The sequence below is a fragment of the Paenibacillus sp. HW567 genome, assembly GCF_000374185.1.
Taxonomy (GTDB): domain Bacteria; phylum Bacillota; class Bacilli; order Paenibacillales; family Paenibacillaceae; genus Paenibacillus_AQ.
In genome coordinates this window covers 144235-167307 of sequence record NZ_KB910518.1, presented here as the reverse complement: position 1 = coordinate 167307, position 23073 = coordinate 144235, and the positions used below count along the sequence as shown (strand labels likewise).

At 52.7% G+C, this 23073-nt stretch carries 19 protein-coding genes; 4 read left to right on the top strand and 15 right to left on the bottom strand.

From position 1 onward, the window contains the following. Positions 1-53: 53 nt before the first annotated feature. Positions 54-1550, bottom strand: a complete 1497-nt coding sequence (xylB, locus tag B212_RS0100905; protein WP_019908371.1) for a xylulokinase — start codon at positions 1548-1550, stop codon at positions 54-56. Positions 1551-1918: 368 nt separating this feature from the next. After that, positions 1919-3235, bottom strand: coding sequence for a xylose isomerase (xylA, locus tag B212_RS0100900; protein ID WP_019908370.1), 1317 nt, complete (start codon positions 3233-3235; stop codon positions 1919-1921). 309 nt (positions 3236-3544) lie between these two features. Here xylA and B212_RS0100895 point away from each other — a divergent pair, with 309 nt between their 5' ends. Continuing rightward, on the top strand, positions 3545-4705 hold the full coding sequence (locus tag B212_RS0100895; protein ID WP_019908369.1) for an ROK family transcriptional regulator: 1161 nt from the start codon (positions 3545-3547) through the stop codon (positions 4703-4705). Between the two features lie 94 nt (positions 4706-4799). On the opposite strand, the gene B212_RS35860 is transcribed toward B212_RS0100895, so the two are convergent. The 4 genes from B212_RS35860 to B212_RS0100875 form a co-directional block, all read right to left on the bottom strand. Then, entirely contained in the window at positions 4800-5444 is a 645-nt protein-coding gene (locus B212_RS35860) for a GNAT family N-acetyltransferase (protein WP_019908368.1), read from the bottom strand. Between the two features lie 107 nt (positions 5445-5551). Beyond that, positions 5552-5785: a glutaredoxin family protein gene (locus B212_RS0100885; RefSeq protein ID WP_019908367.1), complete on the bottom strand. Its 234-nt coding sequence runs from the start codon at positions 5783-5785 to the stop codon at positions 5552-5554. A gap of 33 nt (positions 5786-5818) precedes the next feature. Beyond that, positions 5819-6760, bottom strand: coding sequence for a thioredoxin-disulfide reductase (gene trxB / locus B212_RS0100880; RefSeq protein ID WP_019908366.1), 942 nt, complete (start codon positions 6758-6760; stop codon positions 5819-5821). 206 nt (positions 6761-6966) lie between these two features. Further along, positions 6967-8934, bottom strand: a complete 1968-nt coding sequence (locus tag B212_RS0100875) for a heavy metal translocating P-type ATPase (protein ID WP_019908365.1) — start codon at positions 8932-8934, stop codon at positions 6967-6969. A gap of 638 nt (positions 8935-9572) precedes the next feature. On the opposite strand from B212_RS0100875, the gene B212_RS34235 reads away from it, so the two are divergent. Further along, positions 9573-9941: a hypothetical protein gene (locus B212_RS34235; RefSeq protein WP_019908364.1), complete on the top strand. Its 369-nt coding sequence runs from the start codon at positions 9573-9575 to the stop codon at positions 9939-9941. A gap of 237 nt (positions 9942-10178) precedes the next feature. On the opposite strand, the gene B212_RS0100865 is transcribed toward B212_RS34235, so the two are convergent. The 7 genes from B212_RS0100865 to B212_RS0100830 all read right to left on the bottom strand — a co-directional run bounded on the left by B212_RS0100865 (position 10179) and on the right by B212_RS0100830 (position 19820). Further along, positions 10179-11237, bottom strand: coding sequence for a hypothetical protein (locus tag B212_RS0100865; RefSeq protein ID WP_019908363.1), 1059 nt, complete (start codon positions 11235-11237; stop codon positions 10179-10181). A gap of 833 nt (positions 11238-12070) precedes the next feature. Beyond that, positions 12071-13363 carry a homocysteine synthase gene (locus tag B212_RS0100860; RefSeq protein WP_019908362.1) on the bottom strand — a complete coding sequence of 431 codons (1293 nt, stop codon included), beginning with the start codon at positions 13361-13363 and terminating at the stop codon, positions 12071-12073. A gap of 234 nt (positions 13364-13597) precedes the next feature. Further along, complete coding sequence (locus B212_RS0100855; RefSeq protein ID WP_036668670.1) at positions 13598-14089, bottom strand: GNAT family N-acetyltransferase; 492 nt, start codon at positions 14087-14089, stop codon at positions 13598-13600. A 102-nt stretch (positions 14090-14191) separates the two neighbouring features. Then, a complete protein-coding gene (gene deoC / locus B212_RS0100850; RefSeq protein WP_019908360.1) occupies positions 14192-14869 on the bottom strand; it encodes a deoxyribose-phosphate aldolase in 678 nt (225 codons plus the stop codon). A gap of 111 nt (positions 14870-14980) precedes the next feature. Next, on the bottom strand, positions 14981-16738 hold the full coding sequence (locus B212_RS0100845; protein WP_019908359.1) for a methyl-accepting chemotaxis protein: 1758 nt from the start codon (positions 16736-16738) through the stop codon (positions 14981-14983). Positions 16739-16983: 245 nt separating this feature from the next. Then, positions 16984-18063 (bottom strand): bifunctional 3-deoxy-7-phosphoheptulonate synthase/chorismate mutase, encoded by a 1080-nt coding sequence (locus B212_RS0100835; protein WP_019908357.1) that lies wholly within the window; start codon positions 18061-18063, stop codon positions 16984-16986. A gap of 473 nt (positions 18064-18536) precedes the next feature. Then, the gene (locus B212_RS0100830) at positions 18537-19820 is read right to left on the bottom strand and encodes an SLC13 family permease (protein ID WP_028530528.1); all 1284 of its coding nucleotides are present in this window, start codon (positions 19818-19820) and stop codon (positions 18537-18539) included. A gap of 236 nt (positions 19821-20056) precedes the next feature. Here B212_RS0100830 and B212_RS0100825 point away from each other — a divergent pair, with 236 nt between their 5' ends. Continuing rightward, on the top strand, positions 20057-21160 hold the full coding sequence (locus B212_RS0100825) for an LLM class flavin-dependent oxidoreductase (RefSeq protein WP_019908353.1): 1104 nt from the start codon (positions 20057-20059) through the stop codon (positions 21158-21160). Positions 21161-21564: 404 nt separating this feature from the next. On the opposite strand, the gene B212_RS30440 is transcribed toward B212_RS0100825, so the two are convergent. Beyond that, positions 21565-21804 carry a hypothetical protein gene (locus B212_RS30440; RefSeq protein ID WP_019908352.1) on the bottom strand — a complete coding sequence of 80 codons (240 nt, stop codon included), beginning with the start codon at positions 21802-21804 and terminating at the stop codon, positions 21565-21567. A gap of 4 nt (positions 21805-21808) precedes the next feature. Beyond that, complete coding sequence (locus tag B212_RS0100815; RefSeq protein ID WP_019908351.1) at positions 21809-22810, bottom strand: TIR domain-containing protein; 1002 nt, start codon at positions 22808-22810, stop codon at positions 21809-21811. Between the two features lie 85 nt (positions 22811-22895). Between B212_RS0100815 and B212_RS34230 the strand changes: the two genes are divergently transcribed. Beyond that, a complete protein-coding gene (locus B212_RS34230) occupies positions 22896-23072 on the top strand; it encodes a hypothetical protein (RefSeq protein WP_156830038.1) in 177 nt (58 codons plus the stop codon). Position 23073: the final 1 nt, after the last annotated feature.

The following is a 23073-nucleotide window of genomic DNA, read 5'->3' as shown; positions in this document are numbered from 1 at the left end:
CTAACGCCTCTCCGGGATTTCCAAGATGTGAGCATGGACGAACCAGGCTCCAGCTATTTACGGTATTCCGCCAGTTTATCATTTAATGCCCGTGTTTGACCATAGACTTCCTGGTACAATCCAAACAATCCATCATACACTGCTGCCTGCTGCGCATTCGGTGTGTACACCTCCGCAGAACGGATGAAGGCATCCGCGCATTCGCCAAGCGACGTAAACCAGCCGCTGCCGTAAGCAGCCAGCATAGCCGCTCCCATTGCCGGCCCTTGCTCACTCTCCAGCTTGATGATCGAGGCATTGAAGATATCCGCCTGCATCTGCAGCCACGCTTCATTCTTGGCTCCGCCGCCGATGGCTACAATCTCGGTTATATCCTTGCCGGACTCGCGCACGATCTCAATGGATTCACGCAGCGAGAATGTAATCCCTTCCAGCACCGAACGGGTGAAGTGCGACAGGCTATGGCCGGAATCCATACCGATAAAGCTGCCGCGGATATTGGCATCAGGGTGCGGAGTGCGTTCTCCGACAATGTACGGCGTGAACAGCAGACCGCCGCTGCCTGCCGGGATGGAATCTACACCCTTCAGCAGCTCGTCGAAGCTTTTATCCGCCGCAAAGGTTTCCTTGAACCAGGTCAGGCTGTAGCCTGCGGCCAGGGTAACCCCCATGATATAATAGGCATCCTTCTCCCCGTGGTTGAAGAAATGGACTTTGCCTTCCAGATTAAGATCCTTGTTGCTCTCATAAGACAGCACTACACCGGAGGTGCCAATGCTGCACATGGTCCGGCCTTCGCCGAGAATACCGGCGCCGAGCGCTCCGCAGGCATTGTCCGCTCCACCGGCAAACACCTTCGTGGAAGGAAGCAGACCGGAGGCTTTGGCAATCTCAGGCAGCAGCGTGCCTGTCAGATCAAAGGACTCTACGAGCTTCGGACAGAGCGAGACCGGCAGGCCGAAGGCTTCGGCGATTTCTGCACTCCATGTTTTGGAGCCTACATCCAACAGCAGCGTGCCTGCGGCATCGGAATAATCCATAGCATAATCGCCGGTCAGCCGGTAACGCACATAATCCTTCGGCAGCAGGAACAGCTCCGCCTGGGACAGCACCTCCGGTTCATTCTCCTGTACCCAGAGAATCTTAGGCAGGGTGAAGCCTTCCAGCGCACGGTTTCTGGCGATTTCGATCAGCCTCTTGCCCAGCTTCTGCTCAATCTTGCGGCACTGAGCGGTAGTGCGGGTGTCATTCCAGAGAATGGCCGGGCGCAGCGCCTTCCCATCCTTGTCTACTAGCACCAGCCCGTGCATCTGCCCGGAGAAGCTGATGCCATCTACCTGCGAAGGGTCCACGCCTGAAACCTCGATCAGGCGGCGAAGGCTCTCAAGCGTCCCCTTCACCCAGTCCTCAGGATTCTGCTCACTCCAGTTCGGCTGCGGTCTGCTGAGCGGATAGGCTTCCGAGTGCTCAAAGGCCACCTTTCCCTGCTGATCTACCAATACAGTCTTGACCGCACTGGTTCCAAGATCGACACCGATTACATATTTCATAGTTAACCTCCTAAAGGTTGGAATTAGTATATAAACCAAACTTGTGATTGATCTATTTCGGATTCTGGTCGTAACTGCGGGGAATGTTTGGACTTCCGGCCGCTGTTATGATTGAATTTCCTGATTTAAACCGCTGATCGCGGTAGAAATTCAATCATAAAGGCGGACGCTACCGCTCCTACAGTTCCAAACTTCCCCTCCGCTACTTATCCTCATATTTAATTTTAAAAGCATCGGCTTATTTAATATGAAGCAGATTCTCTTCAATTCAATAAAAAAGGGGCTGCCGAAGAATGCTCTCTTCAGCAACCCCCGTTGCATTAATGTAGTGCGGGCTTAAATCAGGGAAGCAGCGCTTCCTCTGGTTTCTACTCAGCCAGGATGTATTGGTTCAATGTCGCTCTAAGCAGCTCTTGACGTCCAGACTCATTCGGACGCGGATTCTCATTGTTCAGCGCATAGTCAGCAAGCGAAGCCAGAGTGGCTTTGCCGGACACGATGTCGGCGCCGACACCTTCGGTGAAGCTGCTGTAACGGTTGTCAATGAAGTTTTCGAATACGCGGTCTTCAAGCAGCTTGGCTGCAACCTTCAGGCCTTTGGCATATACGTCCATACCGGAGATGTGCGCCAGGAACAGATCCTCAGGCTCGAAGGACGGACGGCGTACCTTGGAGTCGAAGTTAACTCCGCCTTTGCCAAGTCCATCGTTCTTGAGCACTTCATACAGAGTCAGTGTAGCATCGTAGATGTTAGCAGGGAATTCGTCTGTATCCCAGCCCAGAAGCGGATCGCCCTGGTTGGCGTCAAGCGATCCCAGCATGCCGTTGATGCGGGCTACACGAATCTCATGCTCAAAAGTATGGCCGGCAAGCGTTGCATGGTTAGCTTCCAGGTTCAGCTTGAAGTGCTTATCGAGATTATATTTCTGCAGGAACGCAATCGTTGTTGCTGCATCGAAGTCATATTGATGTTTGGTTGGCTCTTTTGGTTTAGGTTCGATCAGGAATTGGGCATCGAAGCCGATTTCCTTGGCATAGTCAACTGCCATAGAGAACAGGCGGGCAATGTTATCCTGCTCAAGGCCCATGTCAGTATTCAGCAGGGTTTCGTAGCCTTCACGGCCACCCCAGAATACATAGTTATCCGCGCCCAGACGTTTGCCGACTTCCAGACCTTTCTTTACCTGTGCAGCCGCATGCGCGAACACATCAGCGTTGCAGGTGGAGCCTGCACCGTGCATATAGCGCGGATTAGTGAACATGTTGGCTGTGTTCCACAGCAATTTTTTGCCGGAAGCCTTCATGCCTTGTTCCAGAAGATCTACGATGGTGTCGATGTTGCTGTAGAACTCACGCAAAGATGCGCCTTCAGGAGCGATGTCCACATCGTGGAAGCAGTAGTACTGCAGGTCCATCTTCTCCATGAATTCAAAAGCGGCTTCAGCGCGGGCCTTAGCCTTGTCCAGTGCGCTCAGCTTGTTCCAACTGCGGACTGCAGTTTCAGCGCCGAACGGATCGGCACCGCCAGCAGTTAATGTATGCCAATAAGCCATTGCAAATTTCAGGTGCTCCTCCATGGTTTTGCCGGCTACGATTTCTTTGGGATTGTAGAATTTGAATGCGTAAGGGTTAGTGGACTTGCTTCCCTCGTAAGAGATTTTACCCACTGTTTCAAAATAAGCCATTTGTGAAATCCTCCTCGATATTATTCTTTGCCGCAAGCGTTTACAGCATCATCTTAACACATCTTTTCTACTTTGTATATTGGTTAAACAAAGTTTTATTCAACTTTTATTTTTGCTGCTTCTCCCCTATGTCCATCCCCTTATTCACTGACATACAGTTCCCTCAGGCGGTTCTGTCTATGCGTCCATACTCTCAGCCTTAACCGTGTTAACTGTTGCAATTTGCCGCACATCGCACTAGACTAAATGGCATACTTGAAAACGTTACCCAATTTACATACTTATATTTTCAAAAAGGAAGTGTGCTTCGTGAAGGTAACCGGTGATCAGGCGCTGGTCAAAAAAATCAATAAATCAATCATTTTACATACGATTCGCATGCAATCCCCGATCTCCCGGGCCAGAGTATCCGAAATGACCGGACTCAACAAAGCCACGGTATCCAACCTCGTCGCCGAGCTGTGCGGACAAGAGCTGGTCACCGAAGCCGGACCCGGAGAATCCAGCGGCGGACGCAAGCCGCTGATGCTGCACTTCAACAGCATGGCCGGCAGTGTAATCGGCATCGAGCTGCGGGTGAAGCAGCTCACGGCCGTGCTCTGCGATTTGGGCGGCGGCATCCTTAACGAGCGGGAGTGCAGGCTGGAAACCCATGACCTGTCTTACGTACTGGAGCAGATGAAGAGCATTATCTCAGAGCTGATAGCTGCCGCCCCGGTCTCGCCTTACGGCATTGTAGGCATCGGGGTAGGCGTGCCGGGAATGGTTGATGAGCATGGAGTCGTGCTGTTCGCGCCCAATCTGGGCTGGGAGATGGTCGATCTGCGGGCCATTCTGGAGGATGCGTTCTCGGTCCCGGTCACCATCGACAATGAGGCTAATGCGGGAGCACAGGGAGAGCTGAACTTCGGTGCGGCGCGCGATGTGCGCCACCTGCTCTATATCAGTGCAGGGTCGGGGATTGGCTCGGGAATTATTATCGGCGGGGAGCTGTACAAAGGCGCACGGGGATATGCCGGAGAGACCGGACATATGACCATAGAAGCGGAAGGCAAGCCCTGCAGTTGCGGGAGCAGGGGCTGCTGGGAGCTGTATGCTTCGGAGAAAACCTATGATAATCCGGAGGTAACGCTGCCCGCGCGAACCACACCGGAGCTTGTCCGGCATGCGCTCGAGGGGCAGGAGGAAACTCTGCGCCACTTCTCCGTGATCGGTGAGTATCTAGGTATCGGAGTAACCAATCTGATCAACAGCTTCAACCCGGAGCTGATTGTCATTGGCGGCGCTCTCTCCGAGGCAGAGCCCTGGCTCGGCGAACCGCTGCGCAGAGTCGTCGCAGAGCGGACACTTCCTTATCATAAGCAGCAGCTCGAAATTACCTTCTCCACGCTGGGCAGCCGGGGAACCATGATCGGAGCAGGCTTTTCAGCGGTTATGCACTTTCTCGGAAATATCCGCGTGACTTTGTAAACAAATTGACGTAAATTCTCCGCATTTACAGCAGCGCAAGGTAGAGTAATTGGAGGGGCAATCCTATATAATAAGAGGTGCGCTGTGACATATGTCACTGCATACCTCTTTTTTTGAAATGGAGAGTGAGTCCATGACCTATGTTGATACGTCTGATATTTCGGCGCAGATGTTCATCGCCGTGCTGCTGCTGCTGCTCATCATCGCTCCACTCATCAGCCTCGGCGTGCTGCGCCTGTTCCAATCGCGTAAGAAATCCGGAATTATGCTTATTTTTAGCGGGATCGCTGTCTACGCCATTTTTCAAATGGTCATGTCGATCACCCATGCTTGATAGAACACAACTGAAGCGCTCGGTGCCCGGATACTTTTCGCCCAGACTCGTAATCATAAACCCGCATTTTGTGTAAAAGCCGACGCCATCCTTATCCGTTTCGGCTTGTAGTGTTGCAGCCTTGTTACACTTGCGGAGCTCTTCGATCATTGCCCTGCCGATTCCTCTTCCACGCAAACGGGTCTGAACCGCCAGATGACGGATTTCCACCGCCTCCTTCCCCCGCCGGATACCAAGCAGCCCTGCCAGTTCACCGTTCACAAACGTTCCCATCAGCTCCAGAGAATCCTCAGTTAGATAATTGTCCAGCTCCTCCAGTGCCCGCACTTCTCCTGCCCACATACATTCTGCCAGCAGACGCGCCACCGCATCTTTATCCCAATAGTTTTCCAAACCGATTAGCAATGTTCACAGCCTCCTTATCAGTTGCTCCTGCGCCGGGCAAAGTAAAGACCGCCTCCAGCGCGGAAGCGGCCTGCTCCTCTTGAGTAGAGGAGTTATTGTTAATGCTGTTAAATAGTAGCCAAAGCCTTGTCAAATTGCGTTTTGTTCATGCCTACGATTTTGAAATCTCCGATGACGGTTACAGGTACAGCTCTCATTCCCATATCCCAAACCTGCTGGGCAAAATCATCGTTCTGTTCAATGTTGCGCTCCTCGTAGGAGACGCCTTTCTCGCTCAGGAAGCTCTTGACCTGACGGCAATGCGGACAGTTGGTTGAAGTGTATACAATAACATTTTCCATAGTTAATCTCCTCCTTAAGGTTGTATAAGATTCTTACAAAATAACCGCGCTGTGCTCCAGACTCTCGATGTACTTCTCGGCATCCATTGCCGCCATGCATCCGCTGCCTGCTGCGGTAATTGCCTGTTTGTAGCGGGTATCCTGCACGTCTCCGCAAGCGAATACGCCGGGAATATTAGTCTCGGAGGTGCCAGGTGTGGTTACGATATAGCCGTTCGCATCCGTTGTGATCTGCCCGCCCAGGAACGCCGTGTTAGGGTGGTGCCCGATGGCAACAAACACACCGCTCGCTTCAATGATTTCCTCTTCTCCGGTCTCATTGTTAAGCACCTTAATTCCGCTAACGCCCTTGTCGCCGGCGACGACTTCCAGCGGAGTGCGGTTCAACGCCCAGGCCACCTTGTCATTATCACGGACGCGATCCTGCATGATCTTGGAGCCGCGTAATTCTTCCCGGCGGTGTACAAGAGTTACCTTCGAGGCAAAACGGGTCAGGAAGCCTGCTTCCTCAAGCGCCGAATCACCGCCGCCGACCACCACAATCTCTTTGCCGCGGAAGAAAAAGCCGTCGCATGTAGCGCATGTGCTGACTCCACGTCCGACATTATCCTGCTCACCCGGAATACCCAGGTACTTCGCAGTAGCGCCTGTAGATAGAATCAGTGTATCCGTAATCAGTGTACCCATACCATCCACATTCAGCTTAAACGGACGTTCGCCCAGCTCCACGCTGTTCACCCAGCCTGTAACAAACTTGGCGCCAAAACGTTCAGCCTGCTTACGCATATTGTCCATCAGATCAGGACCCATAACCCCCTCAGGAAAACCGGGGAAATTCTCTACTTCCGTCGTAGTGGTAAGCTGTCCGCCCGGCTGCGGGCCTTCGATAACCAGCGGGTTCAGATTGGCGCGGGCCAAGTAGATGGCAGCAGTCAATCCGGCAGGACCAGTACCAATAATGATTGATTTATACATGACTTTATCCTCCTTGAGTTGGACGGTTAAGACGTCAGCTCTTCATGGTTCTTAATTAAAATAATTATAATCTAGTATTAATTATGCTCAACTCAAGGGAATATGTCAATATGCCAGACACGTTGTAATCGTACCCATTTTGTGAACAATTCAATTTCAAGCAATTAATTTTTCGAAAGGGGTGCAAGATCAGCCGTATCAGGTTTTTAGCGTAAAAGTCTCAGTCCATTAAGGATAACCAGTATCGTACTGCCCTCATGGCCGATGACACCAAACGGAAGGGCAATTCCCTGCAAAAAGTTGCTCAGCATCAGCGTAGCTATCACCGTTACGGCAAACACCATATTCTGCTTCACAATACGCTGCGAACGCCGGGCCAGGGCAACCGCCATCGCAATCTCTTCAATATTATCGTTCATCAGCACGACATCGGCAATCTCCAGCGCCGCACCGCTGCCCTTCATGCCCATTCCCATGCCGACTGTGGCGGTGGCCAGCGCCGGTGCATCATTCACCCCGTCGCCCACCATGATTACATTTCCGTATTGCTCGCGCAGCGCTTTGACATGGGTCACTTTATCCTCCGGCAAAAGACCGGCAAATACAAGATCAACGCCGGTTCTTTCAGCGATCACTTCAGCCGTTGCCGCACGGTCCCCGGTCAGCATCGCCACCTTGATGCCCAGCTCCTGCAGCTTGCGCACCGCAGCTTCCGCTTGTGGACGGACGGTATCCTGCAGAGCAATCATTCCGGCAATGCCCTCACCGGCAAGAATAAGCGATACCGTTTTGCCCTCTGCCTCGAACTGCTGGCGCAGCGCGATCCACTGCTCATCCCCATTCCCGGCTTCGTTGTTCTTCCGTTCGTCCAGCAAATTGGATTTGCCGATTCTCCATAGCTCCCCGTTAATCAGCCCTTCAATTCCCCAGCCGGTCACGGATTTACTCTCCTGGATCGCCGGCAGCTCAAGCTGTTCCTCCTCAGCCAAGCGGACAATTGCTTCCGCCAGCGGATGGCGGGACAATTTCTCAATCGACGCACTAACCGCCAGCAGCTCATTCCGGTCATAGCCTTCTCCGGCGACGAAATCAGTTACCTGCGGTATGCCCTCGGTCAATGTTCCGGTCTTGTCAAAAGCGACCACAGCGGTCTTCGCCATATTCTCCAAATGGACGCCGCCTTTGAAGAGAATGCCTTTGCGCGCGCTTTTGGAGATAGCCGACAGCATTGCAGGCATAATGGAAGAGACCAGTGCGCACGGGGAGGCTACGACCAGAAATACCATCGCTTTGTAGAATGAGGCGCTCCAGCTCCAGTCCAGCAAGAACGGCGGCAGAGCAATTAATGCTACTGTAGCAGCTACTACTACCCGGGCATAAATCGACTCCAGCCGTTTAATGAACCGCTGTGACTCAGGTACTTCTGTTTCTGCTTCTTCAACCATTCTAATGATCTTGGCAAAAAGCGTATTCTCCGCTGACTTCGTTACCTCTATATAAAGCGGCCCCTCCCCATTAATGGTTCCGGCAAACACTTCACTGCCAACTGTTTTCTCAACAGGCAGGGATTCCCCCGTGATGGACGCCTGATTGACAGCCGATTCCCCCCGGTAGATTGTGCCGTCCGCAGGGATCAACTCGCCGGGACGCACAAGCAGCAGGTCTCCGATAGCTAAAAGGTCAATAGCAACCTCATTCATACTCCCCTTTTCAATGCGCACAGCGGTTGCCGGCTTAAGGGCCATCAGCGATGAAATGTCTTTTTTACTGCGCTCCATCGTATAGCTTTCAAGCGCTCCGCTCAGGGCAAAAATAAAGATCAGCATCGCTCCCTCATTCCAATAGCCAATAGCGGCTGCGCCCAGGGCGGCGGCAATCATCAGCAGATTTACATCCAGGTCACGCTCTTTGAGCAGCGTCTCCACACCCTCCTTCGCCTTGATCCAGCCGCCTAGCGCGTAGGAAACGACATAGAGGATTATGGAAAAGACCTCAGACCAGCCGCTGAAGGCCCAGGCAATAAGCATAAGCAACCCGCTGCCAAGAGCAGCCTGCATTTCCGCATTGCCAAGCATGGCCATCGGATCGAACCGACGTGGTTTCGGAGCCCGTGGCTGCTGTGCGCTGCCCTGACGGGCCATTCGTTTAGGCATTTGTTCGGATCTTGCTTGCATAGTGATCACTCTCCTGATTGATTTGCGGGGATATTTAGCACCTTCCCCTGTGAGGTGATATGTGCTGCTGAGAATGAGAGCCATTATTAAAGCCCCTAAAATGACACATGCTGCCCCGGCTCAGCCGGGACAGCATGGTAAATGAGAATGATAATCGTTGTTGCCATTATACAAATTTATTTCCTCAGTGCAACTTATACCACTAATATATCATGTTCACCGGGAAAGTAAAGCTTGAAATTCGGTTAATTTTGCATTTATAGGTTTATGGGAGGGGGAGTTGAGTAAATCAGCATATTGCAATACTAAAAACGTGCTCTACACCACCGGAGTGCCGGTAATAACGCCGCTGTCTACCCGACACAATGGGTGCAGGTGTACCAGCCTGTCCCATCCTTTTCGCTTCAAGCGCTAAGGATATTGAAGTCTCGGCGGCTAATCTTTGAGTGAGTGAAGGCTGCATGCCATAGGTTATAGAGCACGTAGGCAGGGCACTTCTCACGCATCGAGAAGCCCGGCGTGTGAAGGGGGGGAGTTTGACTATAGGGAGGTAATGGACTGACGGGGATTTTATGCAAACTGATATGTGGCGGCGGGGATATAACAACGGATGAGCTTCAACAGCGGCATTTCTGCCGTTGTTGCTGGGCGAATCGGCCGGGGCGGCTTCAACTGCGGCATTTTTGCCGTTGTTGCTAAGTAAATTAGCCGGGGCCGATTCAACGGCGGCATTTCTGCCGTTGTTGCTGAGCAGATCAGCCGGGGGGGCTTCAACTGCGGCAGTTTTGCCGTTGTTGCTGAGCAGATCAGCCGGGGAGGATTTAACGGCGGCATTTCCGTTTCTGCCGTTGTTGCTGGGCAAATCAGACGGGGCCGATTCAACGGCGGCAGTTTTGCCGTTGTTGCTGAGCAGATCAGCCGGGGGGGGCTTCAACTGCGGCATTTCTGCCGTTGTTGCTGAGCAGATCAACCGGAAGAGTGGAGCTTGTCTTCCACTTTATGTTTAGCTTTTCTACAATGTAGGAAAAGCTAAACATGCATAGCAGCGGGCTACAAATTCGCTGCTATGCATTCCTAAGCTCCCGGCGGATTCCCGTTTCCCGCTGACTTAACGGGAATTGCCGCTTGATCTAGCCGAACGTACGCTCAAGCTTTACCGGGTTATCCAGCCTAATATGGGCTAGGCCGGTGATTCTGCTCCAGGCAGATTTGACTGTTACACAGGTCACCTGCGGGTCTGCCGGTTATTGCCATCCACCGGCGGCTGTGCCGGGCTGGTCCTGCCGGGCCATCCAGGTCAGGCAGGCCGCTATAAGCAGCGCTTCGGTCCGCTGGGCCGCGCTGCAAAAGATCCCGCTCAAGCCGATCCGGTACAGATCGGCCAGAGCGTGCGCCGCCGGTGCCCCCGCGGCGAGCACTACCGCCGCCGGCTTCACGCTCCGCACGGCGGCCAGGAGCTCTTCCGCCGCCTGGGCGAAGCCCCCGGCGGCGCTCTCCTCCGGCGCGGCTTCGCCCGCCGCGCCGTCCAGCACAAGGAAATCGGCGATGCGCGCGATTTCCCCCGCGGCGGCGTGCTCTACATCGGGCGACAGAATCGCCCCGATGCGGCACGCCGCCGCGTAAGCGTGGCCGAGCGTCTGTTCGGCCACGTCCTCAATGAATTCGCGCTGCGCCGCGAATTCGGCAGCGCTGGCGGGATACGCCGCCAGCAGGTCCACGCGGCAGTCGCTGCCCTGCCGCTGGCTCTCCGCAACAGCAGCGAACAGCGTCTCAAGCCACGCATCCTGCAGCGCAGCCAGCTTTGCCGGCTGTGCGCTCAGCTCCGGGGTGCAGGGCAGAGTGACTGCCGCCCAGATTCCATCCGCCGACTCCAGCAATGCGGCAGACGATGCCCGCAGCCGGTAGTAGATCCGCTGTAGAATCCGCTCAGCCTGCACTTCGTCCTCACAGGTTAACCAGGCGTCATGTAGTCCGGCCAGCTCCGGTGCCAGCAGCCATTCCTCACTGCGGATCAGGCAAGGCCCCGCCGGATAACCACCCGCCTCCTCCCGAAGGAGCGGGCGCTCCCCGCGCCCGTCACGCAGCACCAGAAAAGCTGGGCGTTCGCCCGGACGTCTGAAAAAGGCAGTGTTCCGCGGCTCCGCTCCCGGCTGCCGCTCTCCTTCAGCAATAAATTCCGCAGCGGCGGAAGCCACGGATGCGGACTTGCTCATCTCCACACCAATTGCGCGATCACCGGCATGAGACTTGAACGGGCGCTCCTCATTGATCCCGTTATGGCCCTGCTGTCGTTCAACCTTCATCACCGCACCCACCTTTTTAGCTTTGGATTGCTGCCGGCGCTCACTTGGATTCTACGATGCCGCCCGGCATTTAACTAAGCTTCATTTTATAAATACGGGATTGCACAGCGAAATATGCAAGCGTTACCAAATGAGCAGTGAATACCCAACCGAGAGGTTTTGCAGCTCCAGCGTTTCAGGGAGCATCCCCTTTCTAAAGGCATATGCTTACAAGGCAGACGATATTCTGTATCCCTTACCAAAGTGGAAAAATATTACATTAAAATGACTACACCCTCCTTACGGATAAGGTCTGTCTGAGACTTATGCTTTCTTGATATTTACGGAAAAAGACCACTCTCCCTATACGCCGTCCCTCTTCCGGTGAACAGGCAACGCTTAGAGGAATATCACCTCAAGCTGCCTGAATTCATCACCGAAAAAAATGACATTCCGTATATGGACAGTGGCCTACATCTGTCTAGTGAGCCTTGTTCCCCAATAGGTGCGGAAACAGGCGCGCCAAGGAACAATAATTGCATTTGCTGCAGTTAAAAAGTAACTTAACCGCTTATTTTTGGAGATAGCTGTATCTCATACAATTAAAAATAGCGATTAGTGTGCTTTTCGTGAATGGAGCGTTATTTAAGTGTACGAAGTGCAATAAACTCTCAATTGTTGCCGTAAACAGCGCTTTTAGTTGCATAAAATACAATTGCAGCCTGGAAGCGTACCCTGTTGATAGAAGAAGTCGCGAATAGCACCCTAAGGCCTTACGCAAGCAGAATTCTGGGCCTCAGCCAAATGCTACAAGCACATTTTTCTTGTCCCGCTAAGCACAACCGCTGCAAAGTCTATTGCTGGCTCGCGGCAATCGCTTGCTCGAGATCATACAGAATGTCGTCGATGGATTCCGTGCCGATGGACAACCGGATCAATTCCGGCGTTACCCCTGCTGCAATTTGCTCCGCGTCGGACAATTGCTGATGTGTAGTGCTTGCCGGATGGATAATCAGCGATTTGGAATCGCCGACGTTGGCTAGATGGGAGAACAGTTTTACATTCTCGATCAGCTTGACACCGGTAGCCGCACCGCCTTTGATTCCGAACGTGAGAATCGCTCCCTGCCCCTTCGGTAAATACTTCTGGGCGAGCGTATAGGACGGGTGGCTTGGCAAGCCGGCATAGCTGACCCATTCCACAGCCTCGTGCTGCTCTAAATACTGGGCCACCTTCAGCGCATTCAGGCTATGGCGCTCCAGCCGCAAATGCAACGTCTCCAGCCCCTGCAGCAGCAGCCAGGAGTTGAACGGGGAAATCGCCGCGCCCAAATCACGGAGCAGTTGGACCCGCGCTTTGATGATAAAGGCAACCGGCCCTACGGCCTCTGTGTACACTAATCCGTGGTAGCTCGGGTCCGGTTCGGTCAGGCCGGGGAACTTACCGCTGGCTTTCCAATCGAACTTGCCGCCATCTACGATAACTCCGCCGATGGAGGTGCCGTGCCCGCCAATAAATTTGGTAGCGGAATGGACAACAATGTCTGCCCCATATTCAATCGGACGGAGCAGGTACGGACTTGGGAAGGTATTATCTACAATCAGCGGGATGCCATGCTCATGAGCGATGGCCGCTACCGCTTCGATATCCAGCACATTCCCCTGCGGATTCCCGATCGTTTCGGCGTAGAGCGCCTTTGTCTTGTCAGTAATGGCACTGCGGAAGTTCTCCGGGTTATCCGAATCAACAAAATGCACCTTAATTCCCAGCTTGGGCAATGTAGTGGAGAACAGATTATAAGTACCGCCGTACAGGCTGGCAGAGGAGACAATCTCATCTCCAGCTCCGGCAATATTGAATATAGACAAGGAAATTGCCGCCGAACCGGAAGCTGTCGCAAGCGCACCCGCCCCACCCTCCAGCGCGGCAATCCGCTGCTCGAATACATCGGTGGTCGGGTTCATCAGACGGGTATAAATGTTCCCAAACTCCTTCAGCGCGAACAAATTAGCAGCATGCTCGGCGTCACGGAATCCATAGGAAGTGGTCTGGTACAGCGGCACTGCGCGCGAGAAAGTGGTAGGGTCAATCTCCTGGCCTGCATGAACGGCTAACGTTTCAAACGACAGCTTGCGGTCTTCTGACATGGGTTATCCTCCCTTGAAATACATAATGGTAAACCTTAACAACTAAAGAATTGTACCTATTCTCTCACAAACTATGTCATTTGAAAAGAAAAAATTCTCATTATTCCCCTGTGTTTTGTCACAATAGAAAAAACGATGAACTTCACACAAATCCTGCAGCAGGGATGCGCTTACATTTATTCGTAACATTTGCCTGAAATAACGAGCCATCCCTTAGGGGTTCGCACAGCAGTATTAGTGTCTTAAATAAAAATACACCAAATCATCCACAAGCTCCGCTTCTCTCTCAAAGCCTAAAACCTCCATCAAACGCATGGATCTTGCATTCCCGGGGTCAACCGTTGCTTCGATCAATTCCAGCCCCATCTGCCCATAACCGAACTCAATCACCGGAAGGAGTGCTTCAGTCATCAGCCCTTGGCCCCAGTAAGCTCTGGACAGATCGAACCCGATTTCCGCTTTTGCCGCTGTGCCCGTTACCCAGCAATGATACCCGCAGGTTCCAGCCAGTTGCCCTGTCTGCTTATCAAATATTCCCCAGCGGCAGCCCGTATCTTCGATATGAAACTGAATAATCTCAATAGCTTCATGAATCTCTCTGCAGGGAGGGATATCCATGAAGCGTGTAACCTCCTCGTCGGAAAAATGCCGAAATACAGCCTCACTATCATTAAGCGTCAGCAATCTCAGGGTAAGCCTGTCCGTTTCTATCATTGGAAAATCCATCTTCACCGCCACACTCCCGCCTACTGTCCATTCTGCAAAAAACGGGGAAACGGAGTTGCCCGTTCCCCCGCCAATTCTTATTCTCTGGCTTGTTCTGCGGTATTAATAGCTGCTCTGGCTCTGCTCACCTTTGGCAATGGCTACGCCGCCGCTGGTGCCGATACGGGTTGCACCCGCTTTTACCATCACCAGCGCATCTTCTGCGCTGCGCACACCGCCGGATGCCTTGACGCCAATATCAGGGCCAACAGTCGCGCGCATCAGCGCGATGTCTTCCTTCGTAGCGCCGCCGGTGGAGAATCCGGTCGAAGTTTTCACATAATCGGCTCCGGCTTCTACGGCAAGCTTGCAGGCGCGGACCTTTTCCTCCTCAGTAAGCAGGCAGGTTTCAATAATTACCTTAGTCAAGGCTTTGCCGCGGGCCGCATCAACAACAGCAGCGATGTCACGCTTAACCAGCTCATTGTTGCCGTCCTTCAGCGCGCCGATATTGATGACCATATCCACTTCCCCTGCACCATTTGAAATGGCGTTGGTGGTCTCAAATGCTTTGGTTTCCGGTGTTGAAGCGCCCAGAGGGAAGCCGATAACCGTACATACCTTCACTTCAGGCGTATCCTTCAAAATTTCATAGGCCGTAGATACCCAGGCCGGGTTCACGCATACCGAAGCAAATTTATAGGTTTTAGCCTCTTCCGCCAGCTTGATGATATCTTCTTTACGTGCATCCGCCTTCAGCAGCGTATGATCAATGATACCGGCCAGTGTGGTTTCACTCATTGTTAATTCCTCCATGACAGTCAATAGTAGATGTTCGCATTCCTTGTAATCATACCAATAGTAGGACACTTTGGAAAGCGGCCTTCTTCCGTGACGGGGCGGCTGACCCGCCTATACCCTCACCTGCCGGATGGCTTCCCGCATGTCGCTTGCATGCGCACTGATGACCGTCGAAGCCTCGTATACCTCTTTGATTTTCTCCAATTGCAAATCGGTCAGCTCACGGATCTGCCGGGTCTGCTCCGATACACCGCCGGCAATATGAGCCATGCTGCCCACAGTTGCAGCCACCTCTTCCGAGCCTGCGGAGAGCTGCTCCGCCGTTGCTGAGACATCAATGATCTGCCCGGCCACCTCACGGAAAGCGCCTGAAGCTTCCCGCAGGGCCTCTTCCGCTTCGGCGGACATGCGCACGCCTTCGCCAACCTCCATCGAGGCAGCCGTCATCTGCGTACCGATGCTTGCCGACGCCGTGCCGATATGAATCAGCAATTCGGCGACCCGCTGTACCGAAGCGGCAGAGCCCTCAGCCAGCTTGCGCACTTCACCGGCTACAACGGTGAAGCCCCGCCCGTGTTCTCCGGCGCGCGCCGCCTCAATCGAAGCGTTCAGCGCCAGCAGCTTCGTCTGATCCGCGAACTGCCCTATTGCCGCCAGTGCCCCTTCAATCTCATTAGCATAGCCCTGCAGCAGCATCGCCATATCCAGGGTCTGCCCGGTAGATGCGGAAATCGAATGCATCTGCCGGTTCATTTCGTTCATGACCGTCTGGGAAGACTCCACCATTTCCAGCGCTTTAACTGCCGATTCCGAGACAAATGAAGAGGATGCCGAAATCCGGGAAATACCTTGCGCCATCTCGTTCATCGCCAGGGCACTGCTCTGCGCGCCCTCCGTCTGTGTGCTGGCGCCGGTGTAAATCTCTCCGATTTTACTATTAACCGCCTCGCTCATCCGCAGGACATCATTGGCATTCCTGGCGAATGTCTCAGAGGAGCCGTACAGGAAATCCGATGCCGTGGACACATGGGATACCATTCCCTTGACTCTTGTGTTCAAACCGTCTGACATCCGCAGCATCGCCTGATAAGCTGTTCCAATTTCCTCTTGAGACTTGACGGGATGCGCATGCAGAATACGGGCCGCTTCCGCCAGGTCCCCCCGTGCCATCATGCCCGCACTTTCTGTAATCGTACGCAGCGGACGCAAGACCCGGGTGATGAACCACCCCATGATCCCCAGTGCTGCTAAGGATATAGCCAGAATAATGCCGTAGAGCGGCAGGCTGCGGATCAGGACATCGCGGGTCACAGTACTGAGAACTGAGACATCCGTATCAATGCCCAGCGCTCCAACCAGAGCTCCCTGAGCATCCCTCATCGGTACGAATGCCGATATGTAGTCGCCATATTCGGGGTTCTTGATCACCGGGGAACTGGCATTTTCTCCGGCGAGCACGGCCTCAACCGCAGCAGCAGGCATATCCGTCTGCTCGTTGATTGGCGAAGCCAGCGGATCTCCCTTGGGTCTGCCGTCGATCATCAAGAGCGGTTGGCCGTCTGTATCAATCCTGACAAAATACACAAAACGCGCGCCGATAGATTTCCTGAAATGATCCAGTTCATCCCGGAGCGACCAGTACAGGTCTGTCTCCTGCGGCTTAGCCAAAAAATCTTTGTAGCGTCCGGAATCAATCTGCGTAACATAATGGCTCGCAATGTTCATGTTGTAGCTGCTGATTGTCCCTTTTACCGCTGATCCGGTGTTCGCCCATTGAAGGGCGATGTTGCCCGCTGCGATACATAGAATGACTGCAGCCATGACACAGAGGATGCGGGCAATAAGTCTTTTTCGGATAAAAGAAAACATGGAGGCCTTCCCTTTCGCGCACGGCAATTGCGTTATTAAAGTAGGGTCTTTTGGGATTACACAATGACAAATGTCCCTCTAACGGAAAATTTCGACAATATTTTTGAAATTCCTTTTTCCTGCGGCAAAAATTTCTTGCATGAAAAGAAGCTGCCACAGAAACTATTGGATAGCTCCTGTGACAGCTTCATAATAAAAGCCATGCATAGATTCAATACCCGCAATTCAAGCCGCGTCTGCAAGCGTTAGTTACGGTAAAGTCCCGAGGCTTTCACTTCATTGAAGAAGGTATTGAACTCCTCGATATTGAGCTGCTGCGCTGCATCGGACAGTGCGGTAGCCGGATCGGGATGCACTTCTACCATAATACCGTCGGCGCCTGCGGCAAGTGCAGCCTTGGCACAAGGAATCAGAATATCCTTGCGTCCGGTGGAGTGGGTCACATCGACCAGCACCGGCAGGTGGCACTCCTGCTTGAGAATCGGCACTGCCGAGATGTCGAGCGTATTTCGGGTCGCTTTCTCATAAGTGCGGATGCCGCGTTCAATCAGCATAATCTCCATATTGCCGCGGGACATAATATATTCCGCCGCATGAATGAATTCGTCCAGCGTTGCGGATAATCCGCGCTTCAGCAGCACCGGTTTATTGACTTCGCCCACGGCTTTGAGCAGTTCGAAGTTGTGCATATTCCGGGCTCCAACCTGAATTACATCCACGTAATCGAGCGCTTCGTCGATATGCCGGGGGTCTACGATTTCGCTGATGGTCAACAGGCCATACTCCTTGGCCGCTTCCCGCAAAATTCTCAGACCGTCCATTCCGAGACCCTGGAAATCATAAGGTGAGGTACGCGGCTTGAAGGCCCCTCCGCGCATAACCTTCACACCGGCCTTCTGCAAAGCGGCAGCAACTGTGCGGGTCTGCAGCTCGCTCTCCACAGAGCACGGACCTGCAACCATCAGCGAAGATGATCCGCCAACGGTTACGTCCCCGGGCAGAACGATCACCGTATCCTCTTTATGATTTTTCCGGGCTACCAGCAGGGATTTCTTGTGGTCCGTGCTTTGCAGATCCAGCGAAGCGGAGAAGATTTGCTTGAAGAGGGTGCGGATCGTTCCGCCTGTGAAAGGCCCTTTGTTGCCCGCAACCAGCTTCTCCAGCATTTGCTTTTCACGTTCGGGATCGAACTTCGGAACGCCCTGCTTTTCTTTTACAATCCCAATTTCCTGCACCACCTCGGCCCGCTCAGAGATCAACACCAGCAGTTGCTCGTTGATTTCATCCAGACGGGCTCTCAGACCATCCAATTCCACATTGCTCATTACCTTCCACTCCCTCTTGTCATTTGATTTGAAATTTATAAACGCAAAAAGGCCCCCCGTCGCAAGGGACGAGGAGCCGTGGTACCACCCTAATTTAGAAATGAATCCCTATGACTATGCAAGTACCGGGAATACCAACAATCTATTCCAGGCAGGAATCACTCTGTCTTACACCCGGTAACGCGGAGCGCGGGCCATCCTACACATACCTTCTGCAGCAGGTACTTCAGGGGCCGACTCGGAAGTGAACTTCAGCGCAAATCGTCTCTTGAGGGTGCTCTCAGTCTCCGGCACACCTTCCCTGTTAAGATCCGCTCTTCACGCTTACTCTCTTCGTCATAGTCATCTTATTATGGACTGGCATTACCTGCACACCAGTTTCTGCTATCTTAATCAAAAAGAGATGTATATGCAAGACATTATTTCACCGCGTACCAGTTTTAAGGCGTTATGGCGGCCAGTCTGTTTGCCGATCAAATCAGATATCTTAGATAGATATACAAGCTGGAGATGACTATCGAGAGCAGCATCAGCGGAAAACCGACCTTCAAATACTTCATGAAAGTGATGGGATGCCCTTCTTTTTCAGCTAGACCGGCTACAATGAGATTGGCGCTCGCTCCGATCAGTGTACCATTCCCTCCCAGGCATGCGCCCAGAGCCAGGCTCCACCACAGCGGCTCCAAATTGCTGATCCCCAGCGTCCCCATCTCCTGAATTAAAGGAATCATTGTCGCTACAAAAGGAATATTATCCAGGAAAGAGGAGGCTATCGCACTCAGCCACAAAATCAGCATGGAAGCCGTCGTCACATTTCCCCCGGTAAGCTCCATAACTCTCGCAGCCAGTTCGGCAATCACACCGGTCTCCACTAGCCCCGACACCAGAACAAACAGGCCAACGAAGAAAAATATTGTAATCCATTCCACGCTCTTAAAAGCCTTGTCCAGCATGTGTTCCCCACCAGTCAGCAGCAGCAAAAGGAACGCCCCCGCAAGCGCCACCGTTGCCGACTCCAAATGAACCGCCTGATGGAGAAAAAAGCCAAGAATGGTAAGCCCCAGCACCACAAGACACTTGCGCAGCAGCATGTAATCTGTGATCATCGCCCGCTCATCCATCTCCAGAATACTTCGCTGAAGCTCCGGAGAAGACTTCATTTGCCTGCCAAACATAAGCAAAAGCAGCGGCATATACGCCACAGTGATAATCAGGATCACCGGTGTCAGATTACTGATAAACGCCATAAACGTCAATTCCTTCACGGCGCTGCCAATCATAACATTCGGCGGATCTCCAATCAGCGTCGCCGTTCCCCCCACATTCGAGGCAATAATCTGCGACAGCAGAAAGGGCAGAGGATTAATGCGCAGTTGCCTGGTGATGCTAAAGGTAATCGGTACCATCAGCAGAACTGTCGTAACGTTATCGAGGAAGGCCGAAGCAATCGCTGTGACAATAAACAGAGCAACCAATATTTTTCTCGGCTTGCCTTTGGCCAATTTGGCTGTCTTTACCGCGACATAAGAGAACAGACCTGTCTCAGCGGTAATGCCCACCATCATCATCATCCCCGTTAGCAGCCCAATGGTATTAAAATCAATATGCTCCAGCGCCGTTTCCTGGCTGACAATTCCTGCCGCAATCATGACCAGCGCTCCAAGCATAGCCAGAACGGTGCGGTGAATCTTCTCCGATATAATTAGTCCGTATGTAAGCAGAAAGATACCAATCGCCCAAATCGCTTGTTGTTCCATAATGCCCCCATTTGTCATTTGCATTAATGCTTCTATTCTGAACTCAATCATATCTCCCTTGGCAATAAAAAAGAAGTTCAAAGTTCACCAAACATTCATTAACAAACTTACATTCATATACTTACATTTTGTAAGTTGTTGTGTTACAATACCTTATATTCTTTCTTACACCCGGACGAGTTTGACTGTGAAGAAGATACTACTATAACATTCTATAGAATAAGGGGTTGGGACAGATGAATAATAATGCTAGAGAAACTGTGCCGGAATTTGAATTTGGTCTCTATACATTGGGAGATATCGTAACTGATTGCCATACAGGGCAGAGGATCAGCCCCCAGCAGCGCTTGAAGGAAGTGATTGACGCAGCCAGGCTGGCCGATGAGGCCGGGCTTGATGTGTTTGGCGTAGGTGAGCATCACCGCCTGGACTTTGTCATTTCCTCGGTGCCGGTTGTGCTGGCTGCGATTTCCCAGGTGACCAAGCGAATCAAGCTGACCAGCGCGACCACTGTGCTGAGCACCATTGATCCCGTGCGGGTATTTGAGGATTTCGCCACGCTTGATCTGCTGTCGGGAGGCCGGGCGGAGATTATCTCCGGCCGCGGTGCATTTTTAGAGTCCTTCCCGCTGTTCGGCTATGAGCTGGAAGACTACAAGCAGCTCTTTGCCGAGAATCTGGATCTGCTGCTGGATCTGAACCAGAAGGAAGTGATGAACTGGAAGGGAACCTTCCGTTCGCCGCTGAACCATGCCGAGATTGCTCCACGGCCATTGCAGGAGAAGCTTCCGCTCTGGGTTGGAATCGGCGGCTCCGCCGAAAGCGCCGGGAACGCCGGGCGGCTTGGGGTTGGCATGGCTATTGCCATTCTCAGCGGCAGCCCGGAGCCGTTCCAGAATCTTGCGGACACGTACCGCAGATATGGAGCGGAAGCCGGACATGCCCCTGAGGATTTGAAGATTGCCATCACCAGCCACGGCTATATTGCCAAGACTTCACAGCAGGCGCTGGACGAATTTTACCCTTATTACTACAGCTACCGCAATGCCATCAGCCCCCATCCCGGACAGGAATACCGCGTCTCGCGCAGTGATTTCGACCGCTTCGTCTCTCCGGTCAACACGCTGGCCGTCGGCAGCCCGCAGCAAATCATCGAGAAAATTCTGTACCAGCATGAGCTCTTCGGCCATAACCGCTTCATGACGCAGCTCGATATCGGCGGGCTTCCGTACGCCAAGGTGGCCGCCGCGATTGAGCTCCTGGCTACCGAGGTGGCTCCGGTTGTACGGCGGGAGATTGCCAAGAAAAAAAGCGGTGTCTCTCCGTCGCAGAAAATTTAACATCATTAATTCTTTATGTTGTTAATGGAGCGGATGAATATGGGGTTCACCGGCGGCCAGCTTCTTATGAACATGCAATCGGGCATTCGGTGATTTCGGCTGCCTCGGGCAGGCTCGGAATAGAGCTGGATAAGGTTAGACGATGCTGGCGCGCTTTTGCTCCTAAATGCCTGAAGGGGAGCGAAAGATGCTGTCGGGGGCAATGAGGCAGTCGCTTCCGCTCCGTAAGTATCCAAACTTCCCCGCACTCCTACCTTTTTATGATTTTTTAAGTTCAAGTTATATACTTTGTGATGCACAAGTGAAACCAGCTACGCCGTCCTTTTAAGGACGATACCCGTTTCAGCGATCTTATATTTGAACAACAAAGGGTCCCCGGCATAAACCGGGGACCCTTTGTTCAGCTAAGCAAATGAAGGTTTGTTGTTGTCTACTTTCCCGCTGATAAGCTTCTTGTATTCGTCGTCTCCGCCTTCCAGTGAAGGCGCAATGTATACGTTGATGGATGATGGAGATAGCTTGGTCGGCCTTCCGGCCCCTGCCTTGCGCTTCGCGCGGCTTTTACTGCCCTCACTGGTGCCGCTGCCGTTTGCGGTTCGGCGGACCGCACTGGATACACTTACTGCGCTCTTCATATTCTTCATAGTGTTAGTCCCCTCCCACTAAATGATTGACGGTACGGAACAAATCCCGGTTGTACGATACGACCTCGGTAAGATCATCCGCCGACAATCCGTCGCTCCCCGAAAAATGTACAGAAAGGACATGCTTTTCACCTAAAGGATAGCATAGGATATATACCTCCGCAACTTCCGTACGCTGAAAAAAGGTCCATTCCTTGGTCAAAAAAGCTTCCATCACCCCCGGACGCATCCTCCTCTCTTCAGTCAATGAAAGAGGATAGACATGCCCGCGTCCCACATTTCCGCCAACCTGGACCAGACCTTCTGCCTCGCGGGCCTGCCACATCGCAGCACCGATTACCCGGCATTGTCTTGGAGGCATGAAGGAATTGCGAATCGCTTCGCTAAGCGCCTGATATTTCTCTCCCTGTTCAGGAGTGGTCACATTACTATTATATTGCCAAAAGAAGTGAAGGATACTTTCTTTCCGCCTAAGCTCATGCTTCAGCTTCTCCAGCTCCTTCAGTGGATCACTGAAGCTTCCATGCTCCTGAATGCTGTCGATAATCTTGCCGCAACTGACATCGACGGCAGCCACCGGATTGTCATGCTGCCATTCGTATTCCAAAGGTGTAAGGCCCGATAAATCGGAGAGCAGATGATATTCTTCAATGTTCTCACCGGGAATAAGATCACTGCGGGCCGGCACCTGATCCGGCAGCAGGCAGAAGACCCGGCTGCGCCGCAGTCTGGACCAGAACAGCCCCATTTCAAACTGAGTGTTATCACGGGTGACATAATAATATTTACCCCGGATTCTGGCTACATCATCAGGCGAGAAGATGAATACGGCAAAATCGCTCTCATCCAGGTTCCTCTCCAGCGCCTCCATCGTATATTCGTTTGCCCGAAACGCACTCGCATACCACGGATTCACCTGGGCTTCCCGCTTCAATTGCTCATGAACCGCCCGTGCATAGCGGATGGATTCTCTGGAGGAGCCAATAAATAATTTCGGTCTGATCACGTCGGCACTCCTTTGTCTGTTTCCCTAATATGTAATAATTATACAGAGGTTTACGATCTCAGAACAGAGGTGTATTTGCGGAACGGTGAAGCGGAGCGGTATTGCCGGAAGAAACGCAGTATGCGGACGTAAGAACAGCCTCCCGGCGGTATTGACGGCGCCAACTGCTCCGGCGATTCCATCGTCCGCACAGCATTTTTGTCAGAAGAGCGCAGTCAATGTTATTGCCGGGGGCTGGCGGATTATTTTAAATTCACGGTAAT

Excerpts from the sequence above, each read along its gene's own strand:
- B212_RS0100825 (WP_019908353.1), top strand. The coding sequence starts at position 20,057 with ATGAATAATAATGCTAGAGAAACTGTGCCGGAATTTGAATTTGGTCTC.
- B212_RS0100860 (WP_019908362.1), bottom strand. The coding sequence starts at position 13,363 with ATGTCAGAAGACCGCAAGCTGTCGTTTGAAACGTTAGCCGTTCATGCA.
- B212_RS0100830 (WP_028530528.1), bottom strand. The coding sequence starts at position 19,820 with ATGGAACAACAAGCGATTTGGGCGATTGGTATCTTTCTGCTTACATAC.
- xylA (WP_019908370.1), bottom strand. The coding sequence starts at position 3,235 with ATGGCTTATTTTGAAACAGTGGGTAAAATCTCTTACGAGGGAAGCAAG.
- B212_RS0100855 (WP_036668670.1), bottom strand. The coding sequence starts at position 14,089 with ATGGATTTTCCAATGATAGAAACGGACAGGCTTACCCTGAGATTGCTG.
- B212_RS0100865 (WP_019908363.1), bottom strand. The coding sequence starts at position 11,237 with ATGAAGGTTGAACGACAGCAGGGCCATAACGGGATCAATGAGGAGCGC.
- deoC (WP_019908360.1), bottom strand. The coding sequence starts at position 14,869 with ATGAGTGAAACCACACTGGCCGGTATCATTGATCATACGCTGCTGAAG.
- trxB (WP_019908366.1), bottom strand. The coding sequence starts at position 6,760 with ATGTATAAATCAATCATTATTGGTACTGGTCCTGCCGGATTGACTGCT.
- B212_RS0100885 (WP_019908367.1), bottom strand. The coding sequence starts at position 5,785 with ATGGAAAATGTTATTGTATACACTTCAACCAACTGTCCGCATTGCCGT.
- B212_RS30440 (WP_019908352.1), bottom strand. The coding sequence starts at position 21,804 with ATGAAGAATATGAAGAGCGCAGTAAGTGTATCCAGTGCGGTCCGCCGA.
- B212_RS0100835 (WP_019908357.1), bottom strand. The coding sequence starts at position 18,063 with ATGAGCAATGTGGAATTGGATGGTCTGAGAGCCCGTCTGGATGAAATC.
- xylB (WP_019908371.1), bottom strand. The coding sequence starts at position 1,550 with ATGAAATATGTAATCGGTGTCGATCTTGGAACCAGTGCGGTCAAGACT.
- B212_RS0100845 (WP_019908359.1), bottom strand. The coding sequence starts at position 16,738 with ATGTTTTCTTTTATCCGAAAAAGACTTATTGCCCGCATCCTCTGTGTC.
- B212_RS0100875 (WP_019908365.1), bottom strand. The coding sequence starts at position 8,934 with ATGCAAGCAAGATCCGAACAAATGCCTAAACGAATGGCCCGTCAGGGC.